This window comes from Paraburkholderia fungorum (assembly GCF_046027215.1).
Classification (GTDB): Bacteria; Pseudomonadota; Gammaproteobacteria; order Burkholderiales; family Burkholderiaceae; genus Paraburkholderia; species Paraburkholderia fungorum_D.
Genome location: NZ_JAQQEN010000002.1, coordinates 376,244 through 402,081, shown reverse-complemented (window position 1 = coordinate 402,081; position 25,838 = coordinate 376,244). Strand labels below are relative to the sequence as shown.

Below are 25,838 nucleotides of genomic sequence, written 5' to 3'. Positions count from 1 at the left end.
GGCCGGGACGGTATGGAAAAGACAGAATGCCACGCTCCTCTGCGGACCGCCTGAGGAGGAAGGCCAAAGCCGCGGATCAACGCTTTCCGCCCATGGCGGAGATCGCGAAAGCCCGCTTCACTTGCGATCAAATCAAGCAGATCCCTGCTCTGTTCGAGTTCGGCGCGGTTACCCGGTCAATACAAAAAATTATGCATCTTTGTTTATATTTTTGTCATTCTTGAGTGACACTATCTGTCACAGTCCCCAATATAATTAACAGAGGGGACCTCAGTCGGGGTACACAATAACAATACGAGAGAACAACAATGACAGTCAGACAGAAACTTCGGGCATTAATGGTCGTCACCATTGTCGCGATCTCTGGCGGGATCATCGCGACGTATCTGGGATTCAGCGCAGTCAGCCACGCGAACCACGACGTACGAAGACGAGCAGTCGAAGTGCGCGGCATGACCGAAATTAAGGCCAGCCTGATGGCGACACTGGAGCTGGATCCGACCTCAGCCGACACCCAAAAGGTATTCTCGGATTCGGAAGAGAACGTCAGCAAATGGTCGAATATCATCGCTCCGATGTTCGCGACTCCGGCAAACCGCGATCACTTCAACCAGGTGGTTACCGGCTGGAAGGCATACAACCAGCAATCGCTGGAAATCATCAAGCTGGCGGCGACCGATCCGAAAACCGCCAACGACCAGGTGAGCGCGCTTTATCACTCGCAATTCCTGCCACTGCAGGCTTCGCTTCAGTCGCTGATCGACGACGTCAGCAAGCTCGCCGAGCAGAGCAACGAGCAGGCCGAAAGCAGCAATCAGCGCTCGGTGCAGACAGTGATCGCGATCCTCATCGCCGTGCTCGCGATTGTGCTGGGCTGGATTGTCGTGCTGTCCCGTTCGATTCAACAGGCGCTCGGCGGCGAACCTGACTACGCTGCGCATCTGTGCAAGCAGATCGCCGGTGGCGACCTGACGGTCGCGGTGAATGCGTCGACCGGCAATCGGGAGAACCTGCTGCTCGCGATGAGTGACATGAAGCAGCGCCTGACCGCGATCATCCACGGCATCAAGCATTCGGCCGAATCGATCACCACCGGTGCGCACGAGATCGCAGCGGGCAATGACGATCTGTCTCAGCGTACCGAGGAACAGGCGGCCTCGCTTGAGGAAACGGCGTCGAGCATGGAGCAGCTAGCCGGTACGGTGCGCCAGAGCGCGGAAAACGCCAGGCAGGCTGCGTCGCTGGCCGAGAACGCGTCGGGTGTCGCCCAGCGCGGCGGCGCCGTAGTCGGTCAGGTGGTCGAGACCATGCTGGGCATCTCCGAAAGTTCGTCCAAGGTCGCAGAAATCATCAGTGTGATCGAAGGCATTGCGTTCCAGACCAACATTCTCGCGCTCAATGCGGCGGTCGAAGCCGCGCGCGCAGGTGAACAGGGACGAGGGTTTGCGGTGGTCGCAGCCGAGGTGCGCTCGCTCGCGCAGCGCAGCGCAACCGCGGCGAAAGAAATCAAGGAGCTGATCGACAAGTCCGTGTCGCGTGTGGACACCGGTTCGCAATTGGTCGCCGAAGCGGGCCGCACGATCGGCGAGATCGTTCAGGCGGTGACACGTGTCACGGGCATCGTCAAGGAAATCGCAGCCGCTTCGGAAGAGCAAAGCGCCGGGATCGATCAGGTGAACCGTGCGGTCAGTCAGATGGACACGGTCACCCAGCAAAACGCGGCGTTGGTCGAACAGGCATCGGCTGCGACGCAGTCAATGTATCAGCAGGCGCAGGCGTTGCGGGAAGCAGTGTCGGTGTTCCGGGTGAGTGACATGTCCGTGCCGCAAACGGCTCACCCTCCGACGACGAAGGCTTTGCCGGCGCAGTGCCGCGAGGCTTCGGGCGGGGCGCGTTGCTGAGACCGACCGAGGCGGCGGTGGCGGGATAGGAGGCTTTGAGCGCGAGCCTCGTCGTCCCGGGCATCGTCGATGGCCAGTTGATAGTCGATGAACAGCTCTTCGCCTGCATGAACCGGTCGGAGCGCGAAGATGAAGATGCGACCCTCATCCTCGACGGCCTCGCGGTTCGGCGTGCAGGCGTAGTTCAGCCAGCGCTGTCGTACCCGCAAGCGATGCATCGGCGGCAGTAGCGGAATGACTCGCTGCAAGGCCGATGCTGAAGTGCCGGCAGGAGCGCAGCACGCAGTAGTTTCGCCGGCAGATCAAGTGTGCTGGGTAAGCGCTCAAGCTCGATCGCTTCCAGTTGCCGCACCACCCCTTCGTGCGGATCCACACGCGGCCCCATCAGTTGGGCGAGAGCGCACCCAGGAAGCGCATTGGCCGTCTTGAACTTCCACAGGATCAAAACGATTGACTCGTACGACTCGAGCCATTTCCTGTTGAAAACGTACCCGAGCGCGGGTGTTAGCGAGCGCTCCTCAAGCGTAAGGATTGGAAAACTTAGCCGCGTTAGCTTCACAACACTACGCGGCGGCGATGAGGACGCGACCGGTTGCATGGCGTGATTGAACATAGCCGCAGTGATGTATTGCGTAGGCCCACAAAGCGAGATCCGGTCGTTTTCCAAACCGATCGGGTGGCCGATTCGTGGCCCAAACGGACCCCTCAATATCCTGGGACCCGCTCTTTCGAATGACGCTTCATGGCCGCAGCCGGAAGTTCGCGTCGGTCCCGACGGACGAGGGTCCCTCAGTGACGTGAGCTTCCCTTGTCGACCCGTTGTATAAGAATGGATCACGCCCAACGGCGTAACTCGATCGATCTTTTTAGTCAGTAGCGGAGAACTGCTTGATCGCCTCGGCGTATGAGTTGATTCGATGAACTACAGTTGCACAGTGAAAAGCCGCTTTATTTCTGACCATATTTTCCGCGAGTAGTGGGGATCGAAGAGCGCGTGATACCCGTTGGTGTGCCAAAGACGACAGGTCTTCCAATTTCCTGGCAGCGAGATCGATGAGCGCAGCGATAGCCTTGGCGCTGAAACCGGATTACGTCGTCCGCGTTCATCGCGATGTTGCACCCGTTGATGAGGGGCGACGCCGGACGAGTTCCGAAAACGGATTGTGCAACTGTACTGATAGCCAGGCTTCTCGCAGATGATGTGCCATGACGTCCACGGGCTGAAACCATTCTGGTTTCTTGTGGCGCCTGCGGCCCGTCGCGGCGGGCCGGCCTGTCTCTGAACCGGCACGACCATAGTTTTTTGCCTGAACGGCTGGCTCGATCGGCCAGCGCGGATATGTCCAGCCGCATTGATCGTGATTACCGATCGATCGTCGTGATATTGCCGCTTGTTCCTCCGCATCGCCTGGTCCAGACTTGCCACTCATACAACGCGATGGAGCGGAGCATGATGGATCAGATGTCCCTGGAGGTCGGCCGTGACGCGCTGACCGGGATACAACTCAATAGATCGGCAGAGTCGATTGAATTCGAAGTACAGAATGTTCGCGTCCGTGGCACCTTCTACCTGCCGGCCGACACATCGGGGCCGGTTCCCGCCATCGTGCTGGCGCATGGCTGGGCGATGGTTGCGGGCGGTGACCTGGAAGACTACGCCGCCGCTGTCGTGGGGGCCGGCATGGCGGCGCTCACCTTTGACTTCCGCCGACTGGGCCGCAGCGATGGGCTGCCGCGGCAGGAAATCGATCCGGCCTGGCAGATTGAGGATTTCCGCGCTGCGATCTCCTATGTGCGCAGCCGTCCGGAGGTCGACCGCGAACGCATCGGCATTTGGGGTTCGAGTTACAGCGGCGGTCATGCTCTGGTGGTCGCCGCGATCGACAAGCGCGTGAAATGCGTCGTCAGCCAGGTGCCGACGATCGACGGCTATGCTGCAGGACAACGGCGCATGCGCTACGAGAAGGCGCAAGCGCTGCAAGCCGCGTTCGAGCGCGATCGTGAAGCGCGCTTTGCAGGCCAGCCTCCGGTCACGCTGCCTCTCATCGACGCAGACCCGGAGGCCGCGGTCGCCTATCCCGGGCGCGATTCTTATGACTATATGGGCACGGAAGCCCGACGTTGCGCAAACTGGGTCAACGAGGTGACGTTGCGCTCGCTTGAACTTGCCCGCGCATACATGCCCGGCACGTACATCCCGTACATCGCGCCCACCCCGCTGCTGCTGATCGTCGCGACCGGGGATGGCCTGACGCCGGCGGATCTGCAGCAAAAGGCCTTCCAGCAGGCACACGAGCCCAAACAGCTGATGCTTTTGCCGGGCGGACACTACAGCGTCTACATGGAGCACTTTGGGACCACCAGCGCCGCGGCCGCGGACTGGTTCAGGAAGCACCTCGCGTAATGCCACTCAAATACGCCATGGAGACAACTAAACGTACCGTCTGCAATGCCCTCGAGTGATCCGACGAGACCGCGTACGGAAGTTTCCCCTCTACCTGGCAAGACAATCACTTGAATCCGGTGTTTTGGGAGCCTCAACGCGCCTGAAATGCCACGAGACGGATAAGGCCATCGTCACCGAACCCACGACGCTTTCGACGCAAAACCAATAGCGCCGCCAGAACATTTTTAGGACCCCATCGGAGATTTTTCATGCCCGTTTTTCACGCCCACATTCCCGCCGGTCGTTTTTCAAAGGAGCAGAAGAAGGCAATCGGCAACGCCTTGAACCGGTCTCTGACCGAAGGACTAGGCATTCCTGCTGGGGATCGTTTCATAGTCATCAGCGAACATCACGATGACGAACTCTTTATCGACCCGACCTTCATGGACATGAGTCGAACCGCCGACGCAATGATCATCACGGTACAACTCGGAGCGCACCGGCCTCTTGAGGAAAAGCGGACGCTGCTCGCCACCATAGCCCGGCTACTTGAAGAGACCGTGGGCATTTCGCCCGACGACGTCTTTACGTCGATTATTCCGGTGCCCATTGAGAATTTCTCCTTTGGTCGCGGAATCGCACAACTCGCGGGTATCGCACCGCGGTGGTAGCGCGAGCAGCGTCTGGGTTGCCCAACTTTCTGGATGTGCAACCGGACTAGCACTTCGAAACCATCAGCGCCGCTGACGCGGTCTGTTTCAGGAGGCACCGCGCGTGACGGTGCCCATGAAGAACGACGGAGACAACGCAATGCACTCAATACCTATGAGCCGGGAACAGCGACTCAGATCGATGACAGCCGCAGCCGCAGGCAATGCCCTCGAATGGTTTGACTGGACCCTGTACGGAACCTTCTCCATCTACCTGGCAAGGAATCTTTTCGAGTCCGGCGATCCCAAATCGGCGCTCCTGTCCACGCTTGCCGTATTCGCCGGCGGATTCGCGGGGCGCCCGGTGGGCGGGTGGGTCTTCGGTAAGCTTGGCGACCGCCTAGGACGCAAGACGACCCTCATCATCACCATGATCATGCTGGCCGCGAGCAGTGCGGGCATCGCACTGATCCCGACCTACGCGCAGATCGGCATCGCGGCTTCGGGACTGCTGCTGTTCTTCCGGCTGCTGCAGGGCCTCGCTCACGGCGGCGAGTCAGGCGTCTCCTATACCTATGTCGCGGAAATCGCACCGAAGGAGCGCCGTGGCCTGTGGTCCAGTTCGGTCTTCGTCAGCGTGACCATCGGCGTGATGGGAGCGACCGCCCTCGCCGCGGCGCTGGCATCCTTCCTCGGGCCCGATGCCATGCAGGCCTACGGCTGGCGTCTCGGCTTCGGCGTCGGTGGTCTGCTCGGACTCTATGCGCTATTTCTGCGCCGCAGCGCGGAGGAATCCGAGGTCTTCGAGCACACCCGAGCCGAAGTGAAGCCCGCGAAACCGCTCTCCGGCTATCAGCTGTTCCGCATCGGCTTGAACATCGTGATGCTCGCCGCGGCGGCGAACGTCACCTACTACACGTGGGTGACCTTCGGGTCAGCCACGGCAATTGCCCGCGGCATGAGCCCATCTGGCGCCTACAAGGCCAGCCTGCTGGCACAAGTGCTCTGCGTGCTCTGGTTGCCGGTCTGCGGTTGGCTCTCCGACAAGTTCGGCCGCAAGCCGATGGTCGTGGGTTGGGGAATCGGCGTGATGGCATTGACTTACCCGATCTCGCGCATCGTCACAACCGCGCCGGTGACGCTGTTCCTGGCGCAGGTCATGGCCCTTGGAGTCTTTGCGCTGATCGCCTCGATCTTCCCGGCCGTTCTCTCCGAACAGGTACCGACGCGAGCACGTGCGCAGGGCGTGGGATTGGTCTCGTCGTTGTCGGTCGCCATCTTTGGCGGCACCGCGCCCTACCTGAACGCCTATCTGTCCGGCAGCGGCAACGAGCATCTCTATACCACCTACGTCATCACGCTTGGCCTCGTCGCAGTCATTGCCGGCCTCGTGATCCAGGAGACCGCCGGCATGGATCTCGCGGAGATCGAGCCGCCCTGTTCCTATCAAGTCACTTCAATCTCCACGCAGGAAACCTGAATCCATGCCCGACATGATCAACCCGATAGATCTCAAAGGAAAGGTGGCCGTCGCCATCGCGTGCCGCCCCGTTGTTGGAGGGGGCATCCATGGCTAACTTCTGGTCCGGAAAAACCGTCGTCGTCACCGGCGCAGCGCAGGGACAAGGGGCCGAAGAGGTCTGCACGCTGTTCGACCTGGGCGCCCATGTCATCGCCCTGGACATCCACGATGCGCAGTCCGAATCGTGGTCCGCAGTCAGGTCGCGCTGCACGGAGGATTCCAGCCGTCTGACTATCCGCAGGCTCGACGTCTCGGATGAAGGGGCATGGGAGGCCTTTGTGAGTGAACTTGCGGCATCGTGCATCGCTGTCCACGGACTCATCAACAACGCGGGCATCACGCTGCGGAAAACCGTGACGGAAACCTCCGCAGCGGAATGGCGGCACGTCATGTCCATCAACCTCGACGGAGCCTTCCTCGGGACGCACTTCGTGTCCCGCGTGATGAGCGACCATGGGGCAATCGTCAACGTCGCCTCCGTCGCTGGCTTGACCGGGTACTTCAGCGCTGCCTACACCGCCAGCAAGTGGGGGCTGCGAGGATTGACGCGCGCCGCGGCCCTGGAATTGGCGAACCGGAATATCCGCGTCAACTGCATCTGCCCCGGCATGGTCGAGACGCCGATGATGTTGAACGCGAACGCCCAGCACGATGAGAGGAAGGTACGCCTGTTCCATGAGGGAAACCGGCAGGCGACACCCCTGTCGCGGGGCGCGCATCCTGACGAGATCGCGAAGGTTGCGGTGTTCCTCCTTGGGCCGGACGCCTCGTTCATCACCGCCGCAGATGTTCCCGTCGACGGCGGCATGACAGGCGGTGGCATCTTTTGGCGAATTGGCAAGATGACGGAGAATCTATGATGAGAACAGCGATCGTGACGGGCGCGGCCAAAGGCATTGGCAAGGCAGTGGCCACCCGCCTTGAGGCAGATGGCATCCGCGTCATTCGGGCAGATATCGCAGGTGACGTGAACCTCACGCTGGATGTGAGCCAAAGTGCGGAGGTCGAAGCGTTCTTCGCCTCGCAACCGCACATCGATATCCTGGTCAACAGCGCCGGCGTTGCGGGACCGAACTCAGCCGTGACGGAAACGCCGGATGCCGAATGGCACCGGACCATCGACGTGAACCTGAATGGCACCTTCTACATGTGCCGCGGCGCAGCGAGACAGATGGCAGCCCGAGGATGGGGCCGCATTGTCAATATTGCGAGCATTGCGGGTAAAGAGGGCAACCCAAATATGGGCGCGTATTCCGCAAGCAAGGCAGCCGTTATCGGTTTGACCAAATCGATGGGCAAGGAAATGGCGAGCAGTGGCGTCATTGTCAATGCCATTGCCCCGGGCTTGATCGATACGGAAATCGTCACGCACATGTCCGAGGAAAACCGTGCCCGCTCCCTGAGCAAGATCCCGATGAACCGAATGGGCCGCGCCACGGAAGTGGCAGAGCTGGTTGCCTGGCTGGTGTCGGACAAGGTGACATTCTCCACCGGGGCGGTCTATGACATCTCCGGCGGGCGGGCCACCTATTAACGTAAGGGCATGGCGCCTGTGGGGATCGCGCCAGAGGCGGCTGGCGCTCAAGGATCATCGTGCTACAAGACTTTGATCGGCAATCTATATGGTCGGGCCTCACCTCGAATCGTCTCGGCTTCTCATACGGCAAGTCGCTTTGAAGTTTGATCTGTCTCTGGACGACTATGCCAGGCCTCAGTACTATGATCCCGCAGTCCCATCGGATATTCCGATGGGTTCGCGGCCAATTCAGCGGGACCCGAGATGGATCTGAAGCAACTCGAATGCTTTCTGGCAGTTGCACGCGAGCTGCACTTCGGGCGGGCGGCCGAGACGCTCTACATGCGCCAATCCTCGGTATCCGAGGCCATCAAGGCACTAGAGCGCGCGCTAGGCGGCCAGTTGTTCGACCGAACCAGCCGCCGGGTGGCCCTGACCCCGCTCGGGGAAGCGCTGCGCAACGGCGCCGCGCCTGCGGTCATCCAGCTCAAGGCATCGATTGAAGATTGCAAGCGACAGGCGGCAGGCAAACTGCGCGAGTTGAAGATCGGATTTATCGGCGGTGGCTTCTATGAACTGCACCAACCCTTCGTGACGGAATTCACGGCCGCGCACCCCGAAATCAAGCTCGAGTTCGTCGAACTGACCTTTGCTACACAATATGCCGCCGTGAGCGACGGCTCGGTCGATGCCGCCTTCTGCCGCTTGCCGCTGGGCGCGGCGGGTCTGCGCAATGGGCCCGTCATTATGCGTGACCAGCGCATGCTGTGCGTGCCGAGGGATCACCCATTTGTCGGCACCAGCCTGCTCGATCCCGAGCTCCTTTCACAGGAGCGGCTCGTGCGCATGGTGCCGGGTTCGGTCAACCAGGAGTGGCAGAACTATCACTTCCCGCACCACACACCGCAAGGCAAGCCTATCGGGGAAGGGCCGGTGATCCGCACGATCCGCGAAGCCATTTCCGCAGTCAGTACCGGGCAGGGCCTGATTATGCTCGCCAAGCGGGCCGCCAGCTACTACGCGACGCCCCAGATCGCTTTCGTCGAAATCGATATGCCGGCCATGCCCTCGGCCCTGGTGTGGCGCACGGACGACCACCGACCGATCCTGCAGGAGATGGACGCGCTGCTCTTACGCATCGCGTGCCGGTATGGGATCGCGCCTTCGTGAATGGGCGCGAGCTGAGCCGCTTCTGATGCTGACATGGCAGTTCATGGTCTTCAGTCATGCTGAGCAGTCACATATCGCGACTGCGAAAGGCGCGCGAAGCAACTAGCTCAGGCGCTTACCGCGTTGGATGTGCTGCCGGGCGAACGGATGCCGTCAAGCGGCCTATAAGCCGTCATGTTCGGAGACGGCCTTAGCCGCGTTGGAATCATCGTGATTTGAATATGCTGTCGTATCACACAACGAAAGTAGCTCGGCATCCTGTGAGGCAATCCTCGCGCTTAGCTCATGCTTGATGAATTCCACGAAGGCGGATCGTTGAAGCGAACTATTTTAATGCCTGCCATATGGAACTGTATTCATTCGCTGGAGGCGCTGATGAATGATGCGGGCTTTCAATCGCTCGAATCGGTCATGGAGATCAACGCGCGACTTGAATCGTGGCGAACTGACTACAATCGGCAAGCAGGGTCAGCATAGCAAGGCGCAAAATTGGAGACACCGACTTGCCCTTAAGACAACAGTCGAAGAAAGAGTATCCCGTGCTGGGTAGCAACTCGCTTCTACGGGCTGCTATTTTGAGATTTTTTCGAGCTCGAGCCCCTTCGTACGCGGTCCCATCAACCCAATCGAGAGCATCACTATCAGCATCGCACCCGCGATAAAGACGAACACCCCGGTAGTGCCGAATTCCTTCAACACCGCGGCAATCAGAAACGCCGTGAAGATTGCGGAAAAGCGGCTCCAGGAATAGACGAAGCCCACTGCCCGCGCGCGGATGCTGGTCGGAAAAAGCTCGGCCTGGTACGCGTGGAAACTATACGAAATGATATTGCCCGCGAGCGTCAGGCACACCCCGAGGCTCACCAGCAGCACCGCGCCCGATGCCTGGCTGAACCACAGCCCGCAGACAATATTCACGGCAGCCATCACCACAATCACAGTCTTGCGCTCGAACCGGTCGCCGATGAAAAGCCCGATAACCGGACCTACTGGCGCAGCCAAAGCGATCACACTCGAGTACATCAGGCTCGTGGTGATCGTGATGCCCTGCTTGATGAGCAGCGTCGGTACCCAGTTCGCAAAGCCGTAAAAGCCCACCGTCTGGAAAATGTTGAATATCGTCATCATCAACGTGCGACTACGGTAAGGTGGCACCCACATGTCGCGGAAGCTACCACGCGGTGCAACCGGCATCGGCGGCGCGGGCGGCGGCAATTCGCGGCCATACTCTGCGCGCACTTTCGCTTCTAGCTCGGTCATTACGCGATCCGCTTCCGCTAGACGCCCTTGTTGTGCGAGCCAACGCGGGCTTTCCGGCAATGCGCGCCGGATCCACCAAACAAACACTGCGCCGTGCGCGCCGATCAACACGACCCATCGCCAGCCGTCAAGGCCGAGGAATGTGCGCGGCACCAGTAGGTAAGACAAAAATGCGACAACCGGCACCGCCGTAAAGCCGACTGCTTGCTCGCACGCAAACGCGCGACCGCGAATATCCTTGGGCACCAGTTCCGAGATGTAAGTGCCGATCGTCACCAGTTCCACGCCGATGCCAACTCCTGCAATGAAGCGCCAGACATTCAGACCGGTAGCGGTGTCCTGAAACGCCATGATGACGTTGGCCACCGTGTACCACAGCAGCGAATACGTGAACACCGCGCGGCGCCCGAAGCGATCTGCCAGAAAACCGCAGGCGATCGTGCCGATAAACAGCCCGCTAAATAACGCCGCGATGAAACTCGCCACCCCGGTCGAGCCGAACAGGCCGTGCGTCGTCGCCGTCAGCAAGCCGCTTTTGACGAGGCCCGGCGCCACATAGCCGGAATACAGCAGGTCGTACAGTTCGAAGAAGAAGCCGAGGCTCAGCAGCACCACCAGTTTCCAGACGGTGCGTGTAGCGGGCAGCCGGTCGAGACGCGCGGAGATGCTGCCGGCGTCGAGCGGCGTAGCCGTCGCGGCCGCGACGGATGTCGAAGACGCGGCGCTGCGTGCGACGGACCCGGCTTGATCGGGGGATGCCATATTGTGTGTCTCCTGATGATGCGGACGAATGCGGTCGAATGCGGACGATTCGGGAACGCGCTCGCCGCAGCCGGTCTTATGCCGGCCTTTCGTACCCTGCGCGTGTGACGCGCATCACGATGCCGGCCCGAAGGTCCGGCCAGCATTCTAGCCGCGAGCGCGCTTCAATTGCTCGAAGGTAGTGATTTTTCCGGCCAACGCGCTGGCCGCCACCGTGTAGGGGCTCGCGAGCCACACGTTGCCCGGCCCCGAGCGGCCGGGGAAATTGCGGTTGATCGCGCTGATGGTCACTTCGTCGGCGCTGGACGACTGCCCCGGCCCGCAATTCGCGCAGGACCCGCAGCCAGGCATCACGAGCGTCACGCCGGCGCGCTCGAAGACCGGCAAATAGCCTTGCTCCTCGCAATACGCGCGCACCGCCATCGTGCCGAACTGCAGAAAGAGCCGCGTGCCGTCGGGCACGTGCATGCCCTGCTCCACGCCCCAGCGCAGCACCTCGTGATAGAAGTCGAAGTCTTCGCGCTTGCCCGCCGTGCATGAGCCGCCGTACGCGATATCGATCGCGACATCCTGTTCGAGTTGCGGCGCGGGCACGCCGTTGCCCGGATCGCCGGGACGCGCGAGCATCGGCTCGATGGCCGTGGCGTCGATCCGGATCGTGTCGCGATAGCTCGCGCCCGGATCGCTTTTCATCCAGTTTTCAAGGGTGAAATCCACCCCGCGCCGTTCTTTCAGAAACGCCACCGTGCGCTCGTCCGGCTCGACAATGCCCGTAAAACCGCCCAGTTCCGCGACCATGTTGGTCAGCGTGGCGCGTTCGTCGATCGACATCGCGCGCACCGCCGCGCCGCCGTATTCGAACACGAGCCCGATCGCGCCGCCCGAGCGGATCGCGTCCATGTGCAACAGATGCAGCACGACGTCCTTCGCGGTCACGCCGTCGCGCAAGGTGCCATCGATTTCGATGCGCAAGGTGTCCGGCACCTTGCAACGCACGTAACCCGTCACCCAGCTATTGGCGATTTCCGTTGCGCCCGCACCGAATGCGAGGCAGCCGAGCGCGCCCGAATGCGGCGTATGCGAATCGGTGCCGCATGCAACCTGCCCCGGCAACGCGTACTGCTCGGCCATCAGCGCATGACAGATGCCTTCGGAACCCGGCATGCCGTCGAGCGCGCCGTGCGAGCGCACCGGATAGTCGCGCGAAAACGAGGTATGGCCTTCCATCAGATTGGCGACGCCCGGCAGCAGGCCGTCACGCACATGCGGCACACTCTGCGCGGCGAGCACCAGATGGTCCTGAAACGCGATGATGTGATCCGGCGCATGCAAGGGCGCGGGCTTGCCGAACGCGCGATGCATCAGATGCGCGCACATGCAGGTGAAATAGTCGTGGCTGAAGCGCCAGTCGGCGGCGATGAACACGCCGTCGCCGCGTTGCGCGCTGGCCATGCCGGGATGCAGATGCCGCTCGATGATTTTCTCGACCAGCGTCTTCGGTTCGACGGCCTGTGCGCTTGTGGTTGCGGTTGCGGTCGCGGTTGCCGTTGCCGTTGCGGTTGCGGTCGCGGTTGCGGTTGCCGTTGCGGTTGCCCTATCCCGCACGCGTGGTGCCGGCCAGTCCGCGAATTTGCTGTACGCAAGCAGCCCGCCACTGCGGATGATCTGCTGCGTGAGCGCGTCGCGGCCTTTCAGAAATTCGTCGATAGGCACCGCCTCGCCCTCGATCAGACGATCGAGCACGGTGAAATCGGTGGTGGTGAGGATGCCGATGTTGTCGCAGTTCTGCTGATAGATCCGCTCGAAACTCTCCGCGACGATCAGCCGGATGCCCGCCGACAACTCCGCCAGCGGACTCGACTCGCGCGAGGAGCCCTTGCCGTAACGCTTGCCGGCCACTGTCACCTGGAAGCCGCCGTCCCGGATCGCGTTGCGGCCGATCGGCATGCGCTCGCCCGCCTTGAAGCCGACGTAGGGATACTGGCCGAGGCGTTCGTCGTACGTGAGCATGACGGTCACTGGCGTGATCTCGTCGGTGGAGACGTTTTCGCGCAGCGGACCGGCCGTGGCGAGCGTGAAATTTTCGCCGGCCAGTTGCGCCTCGATCACCGCGGGATCCTGAGACAGGTACAGCACGCGGCCGTCCAGACGAATCGTATCGCTCATATGCGTTCTCCTTGCAATCACTATACGGCGTGCAAGGGCAATACCGAAGTGCCGGTCCAGCAACACAGACGTCTCGTTTGGCGATGAGCGGCACAAACCGCCGGGCGGCCTTTCCTGAGCGGCCCGTGAATATCCGGCAGTTGCTGTCCCGCGTTTATGGCGTAGTTCTGGCGCAGTTCCGGTGCAGTCGGCCTGTGAACCGCACACGCTATGCATGCCACTCACGCAGCCGACTTCACGCCCCCTTTGCCTAAAAAGCCGACCAGGGCCGCCGCGCTCGCCGTCAGCTGATCGCGGGCCTTGAAGATCATCACGAGCCGTCTCACGGCCCAGTCGTCGCCCAGCGAAAGCAGGCGCACGTCGAGCGCATTCACATACAGCAGCCCGACCTGCTCCGGCACAATCGCGATGCCGAGACCCGCATGGACCATTCGACACAGCGCGTCGAGACTGCTCACGCGGATCTTCACATCGAGGTGCCGACCCGCCGTGGCGGCCTGCTGCGTCAGAAGCTGCGTGAGCGCGCTCTCGCTGCGCAGTCCGACAAAGCTGTCATCGAGCAGTTGCTCGAAGCTCACGCGTGAGAGCGCCGCGAGACGATGGCCGCCTGGCACCAGCACCGCCAGCCGGTCTTCGCGATATGGCACCTGCTCGAAGGCTTCGCTGCCCGCCACCGCGTTGCAGATGCCGAAGTCGGCGCCGTGCTCGTCGACGATACGCAGCACGTCCGCGCTGTTTTCCTCTTCCAGTTCGATCGACACTTCCGGAAACGCGCGGCCGAACGCGGCCACATCTTCCGGCAGAAATTGCACGATCGACGACAGATTCGCGACCACCCGCACCCGCCCTTTCGCCCCCGACGAAAAGCGTGACAGCTCGGCGCTCATCTGTTCGATATTGCCGATGATCGCCAGTGCATAACGCAGCACCGTCTCGCCGACCGGCGTCACGGTAATGCCACGCGACTGGCGTTGGATCACCGGCAGGCCGATCATCGTTTCGATCTCGGCGATGCGCCGGCTCACCGCCGACGAGGCGATAAACTCACGCTCCGCCGCGCGTGCGATGTTGCGCTCCTGGCAAACGGCAACAAACAGCCGCAGCGAAGTGAGGTCGAGTTTTTTGAGCAGGTTTTCCATGGGAGCGGGGTTCGCGATGTCGATTTCAGCGATGCCGGTTCGTCGTAGGGTGAGAGGCGCCGATCAATCCCGGCTCGACTTCGGAGCCACGCGGTTCCCACCACTTTTTCAAGGAGAAGTAAAAATGCGCGTCATGGTGATGGTAAAGGCTACCAGCGATTCAGAGGCCGGCAAAATGCCCGACACGGCTTTGCTCGAGGCCATGGGCAAGTTCAACGAAGAACTCGTCAAGGCGGGCGTGATGCTCGCGGGCGAAGGTTTGCACCCGAGCGCCCGCGGCAAACGGGTGCGGTTCTCGGGCAGCCAGCGGACCGTGATCGACGGACCGTTCGCGGAGACCAAGGAGCTCGTCGCCGGCTTCTGGCTATGGGAGGTTAAATCCATGGAGGAGGCCGTCGAATGGGTCAGGCGCTGCCCCAACCCCATGCCGGGCGATTCCGAGATCGAAATTCGCCCGCTGTACGGAGTGGACGATTTCGGCGCTGAGCTCACACCCGAGCTGCGCGCCCAGGAAGAGCGTCTGCGCGCCGGGGCGGAGGAAAACACGAAGCAGCCACGCTGACGCGTGAACGCACGAGCGGGCGCCGGTCCACAGGGGTTCCGGCTCGCCCGCTAGGATTCGCGACCGGCCTCGACGCAAAATCGCTCGACGCAGGCCTGCCGTACCCGCTCGACGGCCACGGCCCAGTCCTCGCCGTGAGAACGGCGAAACAGGCGCAGCGTGTGCGGATACCACGGCGAATCGCTGCGTTCGCGCAGCCAGCGCCAGTCGACATCTTTTTCCGGCAGCAACACCCAGCACGGTTTGCCTAGCGACGCGGCCAGATGCGCGATGGAAGTGTCGACGCAAATCACCAGATCGAGCTGCGCGATGATCGCGGCGCTGTCCGCGAAATCCGTCACCTTCGATCCGAGCTCGAGCAGTGGCTGCCCGCCGGGCGGGCATCGCGCCTCGTCTTCGCCCTGGCCTTTTTGCAGACTCACGAAGCTCAGGCCCGGCACGCTCCACAGAGGCGCCAGCGTCGTGAGCGACGGGATCGAGCGGTTCGCGTCGTTATGGTGTTTCGCGTTGCCCTTCCACACCAGTCCGATTCTGCGGCCGGGCGGCAGCGTCTGCAGCACGCTGCCCCACCGTTCGACGAGCGTCGGCGCGGCCACGAGACGCGTCGCGGGCGGGATCGTGTCCATCGTCGTCTGCAGATGCAAGGGCGCGCTCAACAGGCTCGTCCAGCAGTCGTATTCCGAGGACCGCGCGCGTGCCGCGTCATGCTCAAGTACCGTATCCACACCTTCGACGCCGGCCATCAGTCTGTGCAGCGCAGGCATGCACGCGAAGGTGATGTGCACAACGCCCTGTGCCCTGAGCAATCCGAAGTAGCGGCTGAACTGGAGCATGTCGCCGAGGCCGTCTTCCTGCCACACCAGCAACGACTTGCCCGCGAGCGCATCGCCTCGCCACTGCGGACAAGCCAGCATCGAACGTGTGTGGCGATGAACGAAGTCGGGCATCGCGTACCGCCACTCATACAGCCGCCATCCCTCTTCGAAGCGGCCCACGCCGAGCAGCAGCACCGCGAGGCCGAAGCGGGCGTCACCGTACTCTTCACGCAAGGCGAGCGCTTGCCGGTAGGCGGCTTCAGCCTCAGTCGGACGATCGAGCTGCGCCAGCGCGCTGCCGAGGTTGTAGTGCGCCTCGGGGAGCGCCGGACAGATGGCGAGCGCACTGCCGAATGCCGTCACCGCGTCGGGCAAGCGGTCGAGCAGACGCAGCACGCAACCGAGGTTGTTGTGCGCGTGGACGATGTCGGGACGCAGCCGGATCGTTTCCCGGTAAGCCGCCTCGGCCTCGGACAGTCTGTCGAGGTTCGCCAGCACGAGGCCCAGGTTGTAATGCGCCTGCGCATAGTCCTGGCGGTACGCGATCGCCTCACGGCACGCGACCTCCGCTTCGGGCAGGCGCTTCAGCTCGGTGAGTATCGCGCCGAGGTTCAGGTGTGCTTCGGCGTAGTCGGCGCGAATGGTCAACGCGAGCCGGCACGCCAGCTCGGCCTCGGGCAGCCGGCCCGCTGCCTTGAGCACGCCACCGAGGTTATTGAGTGCCTCCGGATAGGCCGGCCGGATGGTCAGCGCCTGCCGGTACGCGGCCTCGGCCTCGTCGGAACGGCCGAGATCCAGCAGCGCGTTGCCGAGGTTGTTATGCGCTTCAGCGTGCCCGGAAAGACCCGTCAGGGCATGGCGGTACGCCGCTTCTGCTTCGTGCGGGCGGCCCAGATCGTGTAACGCGACGGCGCGGTTGTAGTGGGCCTCGGCGTATTCCGGACGGATGGCCAGCGCCTCCCGGTAGGCCGCCTCGGCCTCCTGCCTGTACCCCAGACCGTAAAGCACGGTGCCGAGATCGTGATGGGCCTCGGCCAGCTTCGGGTACCGCGTGACCAGCGTCCGGAACACCGACTTGGCCGCCGACAGGCGCCCGAGCGATCTGAGCAGCATGCCGAGGCTGCTGTACACCTCGGCGTAATCGGGCCTCACGCGCAGACATCGGCGCCAATAGGTCTCCGCATCCGCGGGCCGTCCCAGCGCAAACGCGCAGATGCCTGCGAGGTTCAGCGTGTCGGCCAGAGCGTCGTCCGTTGCGCTGACGTGCGACTCGAGTAGCGGCGTCACCATCGACAATGCGTGCTCACATTGTCCGGCCGAACAGAGTGCGGCGGCCCGTTGGTTGAGGTCGGTGATCGAAGATGCGCGCGTCGGCATGTGAATCGGGCGGTGTCGTAGCGGAAGTCAGCGGCTGTACAAGGTGACCCTGTAGCACGCAGGGTACGCGACCCGGACGGGATCTGAAGGTGTGAAATGAGGGCGTTCCGGCCTTTTAATCGGCGCTTGCCGGGATCAGGCGAGATCAGCCGGGACAGCTTGCGGGCACGCGCGGCCACGCCATGCGCACCGCTTTCGCGACGCCCGTGGATGGGCATCCATCGCGGCTAGCGCGCTTTGCCCCGCGTGCTCTTCTTCGCGCTCGCGGCGCGTGGCGCATCTTTACCGGCAGCAATAGCGCCGCCGTTGATCTGCTCCATCCACGACAAGGCGTCGACGTATGACAGGAACTGCTGGAGATACCCCGGCGACAACTCGCGCATCAATGCAAGCGAGCGGTGCACGAGGCTGCTCGAATTGAGCGGACCGGCATTCCCGGGCACCTGTTCCAGCGACTGCCGCACCTGTTGTTCCGCGCTGAGCTTCGACCAGATTTCCCTGAAGTGCTCGAGCCACTCCAGTTCCGGATAGGTGCGGGCGCGGGCGTGGCGCTCGGCGTGATCCGCCCGGGTGGCCTCGCCAGCCACCGGCACAGGGCTGGCGCTGTAGTCGACCAGGCCGGCAAGCGGGCCGCGAGCGGGGACGCCTCCCGACACTGCGCCGGCGGCATCGCGAGTGCTGGATGCGGCGCGTTCGAGATCGCCGGCATAGGCTTCGAGCAATTCAGACAGCCTGTGATCCAGGATACGCCGTGCTTCGCCGCTGTGCGCTGCCGCCCGCCGCTCCAGCGCCGCGATGAAACGAAAACGCATGGGATCCAGGCGATCGGCGCCGCACTCGCGCCACGCGTCGAGCATCGCCCGGGTTGCGGGTGTCTCGCCGCTACTCATGAGGTTTTGCCGAAGTGGTCGAGGGCCGTGGGACAGGCGACAACTCCACGCGCCGGTTTTTGGCCCGGCCCTTGTCGTCGGCGTTGGAACTCACGGGCTGCTCGGAGCCGAACGCCGCGGCGAATACCGACGAGGCCGGCACGCCCGCATCGATCAACGCACGGGTCACCGTCAATGCGCGCTGCGCCGACAGCTCCCAGTTATCGGCGAAGCGGCGGTTGCTGTCCCGCACCTGCCGGTCGTCGGTAAAGCCGCTCACCATCAGGATTTCGTCGCGCGACTTGAGGTAACTGGACAACGGCCCGGCGAGGCTCTTCAGGACATCCCGGCCTTCGGGCTGCAACTGATCGGAGTTCAGCGCGAACAACACGCTGCCACTGATGCCGATGCGGCCGTTGACCAGCGTCACCCGCCCCGCCGCCAGCGGCCCGGCCAGTGCCTGCTCGAGGGTCTTGCGGCGCTGCGTTTCCATCTGCCGCTGCTTGACCTCCTGCTCCAGCCGGGTCGAGAGCTCCAGTTGCACGCCGATCACGCTGACGAGAATCAGCACGAACGCGCCCAGCAGGACGGACATCAGATCGCCGAACACGGGCCAGATCGGCGCAGTCGACTCCGCGCCGCCGTCGATCTCGTCGCTCATGCCGCTTCAGCTCCGGCGGACGCCTGCTGGCCGGCGAGCTGTTGCAGCTCGCCGACAATCTGCTTCTGCGACATCATGCTCAGGTCGATGACTTCCCGCGCCTGCGCCACATAGTAGGCGAGCTGTTCGTCGCTGCGCGCGAGGGACTTGTCGAGCGCGGCTTCGATACGCTGCAGGTGAGCGACCAGCTTGTCGTTCGACTCGCCGAACACCTGCACGGCACCGCCGAATGCTTCACCGAGGCTCGCCACCTCGACCGCGCTGCCTGTGACCTGCGCCGCGATCGCGCCCAGCTTGCCGGTCTCGGCCTCGACCTTGTCCGTGAAGCGGGTGCCGACACGATCCAGCAGATCCGCCGACGTGGTCACCAGCGCGTCGACCGCCGTACGCTGCTCGGTGGACGCATGGTTCACCGCATCCAGCAGCGTCTCCAGCGTGGCCAGCAAACGGCTGCGCTCTTCCAGCATCGCCGTGTCGCGGACCATGCTGTCGGACAGCTTCTGGCGCAATTCGGCGACGACTTCGGCCGCCGCCCGCGGGGCTTCGGAGGCCGCTTGCACGAGGCGGCCGATCTCGGCGATCGTCTCGCTGGCGTGCGCCTGGGTCTGGGCCGAGATATCGCGCGCGGTTTGCGCGAGCGTGTCGCAGATGTCCTGCTGCCGGCTCGCGGTGCGCGTGCCCGCCTCGTCCCACTCCTTGCTCAAGGTCGCGGCCATCGCACCGAGCACCTCGGTCCAGGCCGTCAGCCGTTGCTGGTCCCGCGAGGCCAGCTCTGCCTGCAAGTCCGCATGCGACTGATCCACGCCGCGCAATAGCGACGCCGAGTGCTGCTCGAAGGTCGCCGCGGCCGTCGCCAGCGCTTGCTGGTGGTGAGCCGCCAGCTTTTCGCTGGTGCTTTCTTGCCGCGACAACGCCTGGTTCCATGCCTCCGACACACTGCCCGCCGTCGTCTCGAGGCGCGCGGAGACGCCTTCCAGCAGACCGGCGGAGCGTTGCTCGAAGGTTGCGGTGAATTGATCCAGCGCGCTGCGCAGGTGCTGGGTTAGCGCCTCGCTCGATCGCTGATGCGCTGCCAGTGCCTGGTTCCAGATCCCCGCGACATGCGTGGTGCTCGCCTCGAAACCGCTCGACAGCCCATCCAGTTGCCGCTGCACCGCGTGCGTGACGGTGTCGTGCAACGCGCTGCTCTCGCGCGCGAGACCCGCCATGGTGGCCTGCATGACGGGCTGCAGCGCTGCGCCGGCCACACGGGCGCTTTCGGCGACGCTCTCCTTCAATGACTGTTCCACCGAAGAAGCGAGGCGCGTGTAAGCAACTTCTGTCCTCGCGTGGAAGGCGTCCTGGCTGGCAATCTGCCGCTCGCTCACCACCGCGCTCTGTTGCTCGAGCGCGCTCATCATGGTCTGCAGCCGGTCGACCAGGGTGGGCATCACCTCGGCCTGCCGCTGCAGGAGCCTGAAGCTTTCCTCGCGCTGATGCGTCTGCGAGTAGATGCGCAAGGTCGTCGCGATCTTCATGTCGAGCGTCTGCGCCACCTCGATCCGTTCGCGCCGGCACAACGCCGATAGCAGCCCCAGCATGGCCGAGGTCGCCACCCCCGCAATCGAGGTGCCGAACGCAAAACCCAGGCCCTTGACCGGTGCGGCCAGCGAATCGCGGATAGCCTGCAGGTCGGTTGCGCTCTCCAGCGCCATCCCGGTACCGCGCAAGGTCGCCACCATGCCCAGCAGCGTGCCGAACATGCCCAGCAACACCAGCAGGCCGACCAGATAAGGCGTCAGCGCCGGCCCCGGCAAGGCGACCCGCTCACCCTCGACACGCAGACGCACCGCATTGCGCAAGCTGGGATGCAATGAATCGAGCCAGCTGCCGAGGCCTGGTGGCGGCCCGGACAGGTCCGTCACGGCGTGCGCCAGGGTGGAAGTCGCCTGGCTGTAACGGCGCAGCTCGAGCGCGCCCGTCAGGTAGCAGGCGCCAATCAACATCGTGACGGCCAGCGCCAGCGGGTTCGAGGCGATGTAACCGGCTCCGATCCAGCAGACAGCGGCCAGACCGGCCAGAAAAACAACAAGATTCAGATATCTGGACATAGCGTCCCGGTTAGCGGGTGCGAAGGGCGGCGAGCAACCCTTCGACCGGTTGAAAACGAAGCTCCAGTTCGGCAAGCAACACGCTTTGCATGTCCTTGCGGAACACGTCAAGCCATGCGCCTGGCTTGACCTTGGCAGCGCCCCCCGCTGCGTCCGGGTTGGCATCTGCGTTGACGTCTGCGTTTGCGTTGGCCTCGGCCTCGGCCAGCGCCGCCTGCGCGGCCTCGCGCAGTCGCTCGAAGTGCCCGGCGAGCAACACCGGCACGCTGGCCAGCAGACTTTGCTCGCGCGAATTCAGCGCGCGCTCCATGACGGCATCCAGTACCGCGAGCTGGGTCATGGCGGGCGTCCTCGTGGCCAGCATGCTGCGCAGGCGGCCGCGCAGGTTGCCAATGGCCGTCTCCATCGATTGCTGCATGGAGAGATAGCGCTGACGAAACAGCGCGTAATCGACTGCACCATCCGTGGCGTCGACTTGCGGGGCCGGTTGCGCGGCGCCGCGCCGCCTGGCGCCAGCAGACACGCTATCGCCGGTAATGGCATGCGCCAGCGAGGCGCGCACACGGGCGCACTCCGCTTCTTCAGGGTGGCCGTCGGCTCGCGCGCCGGCAGTGACGACAGACGGCCGGCCGCCCCGCGGTTGGCCGCCCCGCGGTTGGCCGCCCCGCGGATGGCCGCCCCGCGGACTACCGTTCAGCGCCGAGGACAGCGCAATGGCATCGGTCCAGCCGAGCCATTGGCTCAGCCGGTCCGAGAGCGATTCTCTGGATTCGGCAACGTCGGCGTCCGCCAGGCGAGCGAGTAAACGAATAAGTGTCGGACCGCTGAAAGCGGTGCGCTGCGGGGCTTGCACCATACCACCAGGAGTCGAAAAAAGTCAGCAGTTTACACGCCTCCGGGGCGAAGGCTTACGTCCTAGCGCGTGACCTACTTCCGTTCCACGCCTTCGACGAGAACCGCGCGATAACGCGAGCCCTTGAAACGGTGCTGGACAACCTCCTGATACGCCGGACCGTCATACCAGGCGTGCGCGGCCTCCGCGGACGGAAACTCCACGATGACAACGCCCTCCGGCGCGTCCCCTTCGAGAGCTTCCTGAGCTCCGTAGGCCGCGAGGATCTTGATCGGATGACCCTTGAAGGTCTCGCCGACCTTTTTCATGTACGTGTCGAGTTCACCCTGATCCTGGGTGCTTTCTCGCGTGAAAACAATGTAAGTTGCCATGGCGTTCGCTCCTCGTGCGGTGTGAAGGGATTCCGATGATGCCATTGAAACCGCAAACGCACCCGCCATGCCGCGGATCGACACCTCCTTTCCCTATGCATGGCATTTCCGGTAACCTGAAGCCGCCATAAAAAGCCCTCCATTGCCGCAACTCGGGTGCGTCCCCACGCGCAATTCTGCGCGGACCCGGGCATCGCATGGCTGGGGTTCGATTCGATTCGATTGACGACATGGTCCACCCGCCGTCGTGACGAGACGGCCGCGGACGCGCGTGCGCGCCGCGCCAACGCTATGAGCGCCCCACCAACGCCTGGATAAAGCCACATGGACCGGATCGACGCAATGAAGGTATTCGTCGCGACCCTGGACGAAGGCAGCCTCGCCGGCGCGAGCCGCCGGCTCGGCCGCTCGCCTGCCGCAGTCAGCCGGGCGATCGCGTTCCTCGAAGAACACGTTGGAACCGCGCTGCTGCATCGCACGACCCGCACGATCAAATTGAGCGAAGCCGGCGAACGGTACGCCACGGCTTGCCGGCGCATTCTGACCGACCTCGAGGAAGCCGACCTGCTGATCGCCAGCGAACGGTCCGCGCCGCGCGGGCTGCTTACCATCACCGCGCCCGTCGCGGCCGGCCAGGACATGCTGCGCTCGATCATCGACGATTTCATCGATCGCTACCCGAGCGTCTCGGTCCGCCTGCACATGCTCGACCGTCCGGTGAGCCTGATCGACGAAGGCATGGACGTGGCTCTGCGCATCGCGCATCTGCCCGATTCGACGCTCGTGGCCATCCCGGTCGGCGAGGTGCGGCGGGTCGTCGCCGCGGCGCCGGGCTATCTGGCGAAGCATCCACCAATCGCGGAGCCGGCCGATCTGGCCCAGCATCAGATCATCTCCATGACGCACTTCGGCCTGGATTCGTGGAGCTTTCCACCGCCGGGCGGCTCGGCCATCGCGCGAGTCGTGCAGTTCACGCCCCGCTTCATCGTCAACAGCATTCAGGCTGCGGTGGCCTCGGCCGTCGCGGGACACGGCGTGACCCGCATGTTTTCCTATCACGTCGCCGAACAGGTCAGGAACGGTTCGCTCAAGATCATCCTGAGCGACAACGAACACGCGCCGCTGCCGGTGCATCTGCTGACGCCGCACGGGCGCCTCGCGGTGCCCAAAGTGCGCGCCTTCGTCGACTTCGCGGCGCCGCGCCTGCGCGAGCACCTCATACAACTCCAGTGCGTGACGAAGGGTGATTGAATCGCTTCGCGGAAGAATGTCTGCCGGGGCGCGTTGATTCTCTCTTCAGGTGGTTCAATCTAGACTGATTTCATCGAGAACGGGTGCATGACCGCCGTCTCGCCAACGTATCCGTCTGATTCGACCCACCCTTCACACTGGGAGAACACCATGATTCCCAACCCGCGGCTTCTGCGCACACTCGGCGTGCGGATTCCCATCATTCAGGCGCCGATGGCGGGCATATCGACGCCCGCGATGGCGGCCGCCGTGTCCAATGCGGGCGCGCTCGGCTCGATTGGCGTCGGCGCGAGCACCGCGCAGGAGGCCCGCGAACGGATCGTCGCCACGCGCGCGCTCACCAGCAAGCCGTTCAACGTCAACGTGTTCTGTCACCAGCCGGCACACAGCGATCCGCTTCGCGAAGCGGCGTGGCTCGCGCACCTGCAACCGCTTTTCGCCGAGTTCGGGGCCGAGCCGCCCGCGTCGATCACGGAGATTTATCGCAGCTTCACAATCGACGAGGCGCTGCTGCAGGTGCTGATCGAAGAGCGTCCGGCGGTGGTCAGCTTCCACTTCGGGCTGCCGCCCGCCGAATGGATTCATGCGCTGCATCACGCCGGCATCGTATTGCTCGGCTGCGCGACCACGCCGCACGAGGCCATGCTGATCGAGCAGGCCGGACTCGATGCGATCGTGGCGCAAGGCGCGGAAGCCGGCGGCCACCGTGGCGTATTCGATCCCAGCCAGGACGCGATGATCGGCACGTTCGCGCTGGTCCGTCTGATTGCGAAGCAGTCCTCGCTTCCGGTGATCGCCGCGGGCGGCATCATGGACGGCCACGGTATCGCGAGCGCCTTGCTGCTGGGCGCCTGCGCCGTACAGATGGGCACGGCGTTCCTGCTGTCCGCGGAATCGGGCGCCGATCGTGCTTACCGCAATGCGTTGATCAGCGAGCGCGCGCACCACACCAGTGTGACCGCGGCGATCTCAGGCCGGCCGGCACGCGGACTCGTCAACCGGACGCACACCGACGTAGGCGCGCCCGACGCCCCCGCCCTGCCCGACTACCCGATTGCCTACGACGCCGCCAAGGCGCTCAACGCCGCGGCCCGGGCGCGAGGCAACACCGATTTCGCTGTGCAGTGGGCAGGCCAGGGTGCGCCGCTGGCGAGAGCCCTGCCTGCAGCGGAACTGATCGCCACGCTGGCAAGCGAACTCGCGGAAGCCATGTCTCAGGTCCATTCGTTCTCGGTTGAGGAGAGTGCGATATGAGCGCGCGCCCTGCACTCGCTTTGGGCGCCGCCCAGGACACGAGCGGCCTCGACTATTCCGCGCGGCATGAACATTACTGGCGCCGCAATCTGGCGGTGTGCGTATTCGGTTCGTTCACGACGCTCGTCAGCCTGAGCATGCTGCTGCCGTTTCTGCCGCTCTACGTCCAGCAGCTCGGCGTGCACTCACAGGCCTCCATCATCCAGTGGTCGGGGATCGCGTTCGGTGCGACCTTTCTTGGCACGGCCGTCACCGCGCCTGTCTGGGGACGCCTCGCCGATCGCTATGGCCGCAAACCGATGCTGGTGCGCGCGGCCATCGGCATGGCGGTGGTGATGTCGTTGATCGGCGTTGCGCACAACGTCCATCAACTCGTCGGCCTGCGTTTGCTGGCGGGGCTGGTGGGCGGCTACTCGTCGGCGTCGACAGTGCTGGTGGGCACGCAGGCGCCGCGCGAACGCGCTGGCTGGGCCCTGGGGATTCTGTCGACCGGCGCGCTCGCCGGCAACCTGATCGGACCGCTGGTGGGCGGATTTCTGCCGGGATGGATCGGGATTCGCGGCACGTTCTTCGCCGGCGGCGCCATGATTGCCGTGGCCGCCTTGCTCACCATCTTCGTCGTCAAAGAAGATTTCAACCCGGCCACGGAGGCCGCCCGGCGTCCCGCCGGTCATGCACCGGCAAGCACGCATCGCACCAACTACCCGGTGATCGGCGCGCTGCTGCTGACCGCGATGATGGTGCTGCTCGCCAACATGTCGATCGAACCGGTCATCACGGTTTATGTCGGCAGTCTCGGCGTGCCCTCGGCGCATCTGGCGCGCGTGGCGGGTGTCGTCATGGCCTGCTCCGCCTTCGGCAGCATGTTGACTGCCGCGCGTCTCGGCGCATTGGCCGATCGCGTCGGGAGCTGGAATGTGATCGTCGGGTGTCTGGTGCTGACCGGTCTCGTGATGGTGCCGCAGGCGTTCGTGCACGAATGGTGGCAACTGGCGGGCTTGCGCGCGTTGATGGGCATGACGCTCGCCGGGCTTCTGCCTTCGATCGCCAAACTCGCGCGACATGCCGTGGAGGAAAGCAAAACCGGCCAGATGCTCGGCTATCTTCAGTCCGCGCAATTCAGCGGACAGGTTGTCGGTCCGATTATCGGCGGCGTGATCGCCGTCCATCTCGGCCTGCATTCGGTGTTTTTCGTCACGGGTTCGTTGCTGGTGGCCTGTGCGGGGCTCGCGCATTGGGCGCGGAAGCGGTAGCGCGTGCGGG

22 protein-coding genes and 1 pseudogene are annotated in these 25,838 nt (G+C 63.7%); 12 read left to right on the top strand and 11 right to left on the bottom strand.

The annotated features are described in order from the left end of the window. Positions 1-32: 32 nt before the first annotated feature. Positions 33-167, bottom strand: a pseudogene (locus tag PQR27_RS22490) (GlxA family transcriptional regulator); the annotation flags it as partial. A 141-nt stretch (positions 168-308) separates the two neighbouring features. Here PQR27_RS22490 and PQR27_RS22485 point away from each other — a divergent pair. Then, complete coding sequence (locus PQR27_RS22485) at positions 309-1,901, top strand: methyl-accepting chemotaxis protein (RefSeq protein ID WP_408525864.1); 1,593 nt, start codon at positions 309-311, stop codon at positions 1,899-1,901. Here the strand turns inward: PQR27_RS22485 and PQR27_RS22480 are convergent. Continuing rightward, positions 1,835-2,119, bottom strand: a complete 285-nt coding sequence (locus PQR27_RS22480) for an SET domain-containing protein-lysine N-methyltransferase (protein ID WP_408528265.1) — start codon at positions 2,117-2,119, stop codon at positions 1,835-1,837. The two genes, PQR27_RS22485 and PQR27_RS22480, sit on opposite strands and share 67 nt — an antisense overlap. 1,232 nt (positions 2,120-3,351) lie before the next feature. On the opposite strand from PQR27_RS22480, the gene PQR27_RS22475 reads away from it, so the two are divergent. The 7 genes from PQR27_RS22475 to PQR27_RS22445 all read left to right on the top strand — a co-directional run bounded on the left by PQR27_RS22475 (position 3,352) and on the right by PQR27_RS22445 (position 9,622). Beyond that, the gene (locus PQR27_RS22475; RefSeq protein ID WP_408525863.1) at positions 3,352-4,305 is read left to right on the top strand and encodes an alpha/beta hydrolase; all 954 of its coding nucleotides are present in this window, start codon (positions 3,352-3,354) and stop codon (positions 4,303-4,305) included. A 251-nt stretch (positions 4,306-4,556) separates the two neighbouring features. After that, positions 4,557-4,958, top strand: a complete 402-nt coding sequence (locus PQR27_RS22470; RefSeq protein WP_408525862.1) for a tautomerase family protein — start codon at positions 4,557-4,559, stop codon at positions 4,956-4,958. A gap of 181 nt (positions 4,959-5,139) precedes the next feature. Further along, on the top strand, positions 5,140-6,417 hold the full coding sequence (locus PQR27_RS22465; RefSeq protein WP_408525861.1) for an MFS transporter: 1,278 nt from the start codon (positions 5,140-5,142) through the stop codon (positions 6,415-6,417). A gap of 89 nt (positions 6,418-6,506) precedes the next feature. After that, positions 6,507-7,319 carry an SDR family NAD(P)-dependent oxidoreductase gene (locus tag PQR27_RS22460; protein WP_408525860.1) on the top strand — a complete coding sequence of 271 codons (813 nt, stop codon included), beginning with the start codon at positions 6,507-6,509 and terminating at the stop codon, positions 7,317-7,319. Further along, positions 7,316-7,993, top strand: coding sequence for an SDR family NAD(P)-dependent oxidoreductase (locus PQR27_RS22455; protein ID WP_408525859.1), 678 nt, complete (start codon positions 7,316-7,318; stop codon positions 7,991-7,993). The genes PQR27_RS22460 and PQR27_RS22455 overlap by 4 nt, the downstream gene beginning before the upstream one ends. Before the next feature lie 246 nt (positions 7,994-8,239). Beyond that, positions 8,240-9,145 (top strand): LysR family transcriptional regulator, encoded by a 906-nt coding sequence (locus tag PQR27_RS22450; protein WP_408525858.1) that lies wholly within the window; start codon positions 8,240-8,242, stop codon positions 9,143-9,145. Between the two features lie 285 nt (positions 9,146-9,430). Next, positions 9,431-9,622: a hypothetical protein gene (locus PQR27_RS22445; RefSeq protein ID WP_408525857.1), complete on the top strand. Its 192-nt coding sequence runs from the start codon at positions 9,431-9,433 to the stop codon at positions 9,620-9,622. 93 nt (positions 9,623-9,715) lie between these two features. Here PQR27_RS22445 and PQR27_RS22440 read toward each other — a convergent pair whose 3' ends face one another. From PQR27_RS22440 to PQR27_RS22430, 3 genes are all read right to left on the bottom strand, one after another. Beyond that, entirely contained in the window at positions 9,716-11,167 is a 1,452-nt protein-coding gene (locus tag PQR27_RS22440) for an MFS transporter (RefSeq protein WP_408525856.1), read from the bottom strand. Positions 11,168-11,314: 147 nt separating this feature from the next. After that, positions 11,315-13,333, bottom strand: a complete 2,019-nt coding sequence (locus PQR27_RS22435) for an aconitase family protein (protein ID WP_408525855.1) — start codon at positions 13,331-13,333, stop codon at positions 11,315-11,317. Between the two features lie 221 nt (positions 13,334-13,554). Then, positions 13,555-14,472 (bottom strand): LysR family transcriptional regulator, encoded by a 918-nt coding sequence (locus tag PQR27_RS22430; protein WP_408525854.1) that lies wholly within the window; start codon positions 14,470-14,472, stop codon positions 13,555-13,557. Positions 14,473-14,596: 124 nt separating this feature from the next. On the opposite strand from PQR27_RS22430, the gene PQR27_RS22425 reads away from it, so the two are divergent. Continuing rightward, positions 14,597-15,034 (top strand): YciI family protein, encoded by a 438-nt coding sequence (locus tag PQR27_RS22425; protein ID WP_408525853.1) that lies wholly within the window; start codon positions 14,597-14,599, stop codon positions 15,032-15,034. Positions 15,035-15,084: 50 nt separating this feature from the next. Here PQR27_RS22425 and PQR27_RS22420 read toward each other — a convergent pair whose 3' ends face one another. From PQR27_RS22420 to PQR27_RS22395, 6 genes are all read right to left on the bottom strand, one after another. After that, positions 15,085-17,226: a tetratricopeptide repeat protein gene (locus PQR27_RS22420; protein ID WP_408525852.1), complete on the bottom strand. Its 2,142-nt coding sequence runs from the start codon at positions 17,224-17,226 to the stop codon at positions 15,085-15,087. A gap of 227 nt (positions 17,227-17,453) precedes the next feature. Then, positions 17,454-18,116, bottom strand: coding sequence for a DUF2894 domain-containing protein (locus tag PQR27_RS22415; RefSeq protein ID WP_408525851.1), 663 nt, complete (start codon positions 18,114-18,116; stop codon positions 17,454-17,456). Further along, positions 18,109-18,756 carry an OmpA family protein gene (locus tag PQR27_RS22410; protein WP_408525850.1) on the bottom strand — a complete coding sequence of 216 codons (648 nt, stop codon included), beginning with the start codon at positions 18,754-18,756 and terminating at the stop codon, positions 18,109-18,111. Before PQR27_RS22410 ends, PQR27_RS22415 begins: the two co-directional genes overlap by 8 nt. Then, positions 18,753-20,846, bottom strand: coding sequence for a DUF802 domain-containing protein (locus PQR27_RS22405; RefSeq protein ID WP_408525849.1), 2,094 nt, complete (start codon positions 20,844-20,846; stop codon positions 18,753-18,755). Before PQR27_RS22405 ends, PQR27_RS22410 begins: the two co-directional genes overlap by 4 nt. Before the next feature lie 10 nt (positions 20,847-20,856). After that, complete coding sequence (locus tag PQR27_RS22400; RefSeq protein ID WP_408525848.1) at positions 20,857-21,702, bottom strand: DUF3348 domain-containing protein; 846 nt, start codon at positions 21,700-21,702, stop codon at positions 20,857-20,859. 71 nt (positions 21,703-21,773) lie between these two features. Next, a complete protein-coding gene (locus tag PQR27_RS22395) occupies positions 21,774-22,070 on the bottom strand; it encodes a DUF1330 domain-containing protein (protein WP_408525847.1) in 297 nt (98 codons plus the stop codon). Between the two features lie 324 nt (positions 22,071-22,394). On the opposite strand from PQR27_RS22395, the gene PQR27_RS22390 reads away from it, so the two are divergent. The 3 genes from PQR27_RS22390 (at position 22,395) to PQR27_RS22380 (ending at position 25,828) form a co-directional block, all read left to right on the top strand. Next, a complete protein-coding gene (locus PQR27_RS22390) occupies positions 22,395-23,321 on the top strand; it encodes a LysR family transcriptional regulator (protein WP_408525846.1) in 927 nt (308 codons plus the stop codon). 150 nt (positions 23,322-23,471) lie between these two features. Further along, the gene (locus PQR27_RS22385; protein ID WP_408525845.1) at positions 23,472-24,575 is read left to right on the top strand and encodes an NAD(P)H-dependent flavin oxidoreductase; all 1,104 of its coding nucleotides are present in this window, start codon (positions 23,472-23,474) and stop codon (positions 24,573-24,575) included. Continuing rightward, the gene (locus tag PQR27_RS22380; protein WP_408525844.1) at positions 24,572-25,828 is read left to right on the top strand and encodes an MFS transporter; all 1,257 of its coding nucleotides are present in this window, start codon (positions 24,572-24,574) and stop codon (positions 25,826-25,828) included. The genes PQR27_RS22385 and PQR27_RS22380 overlap by 4 nt, the downstream gene beginning before the upstream one ends. Positions 25,829-25,838: the final 10 nt, after the last annotated feature.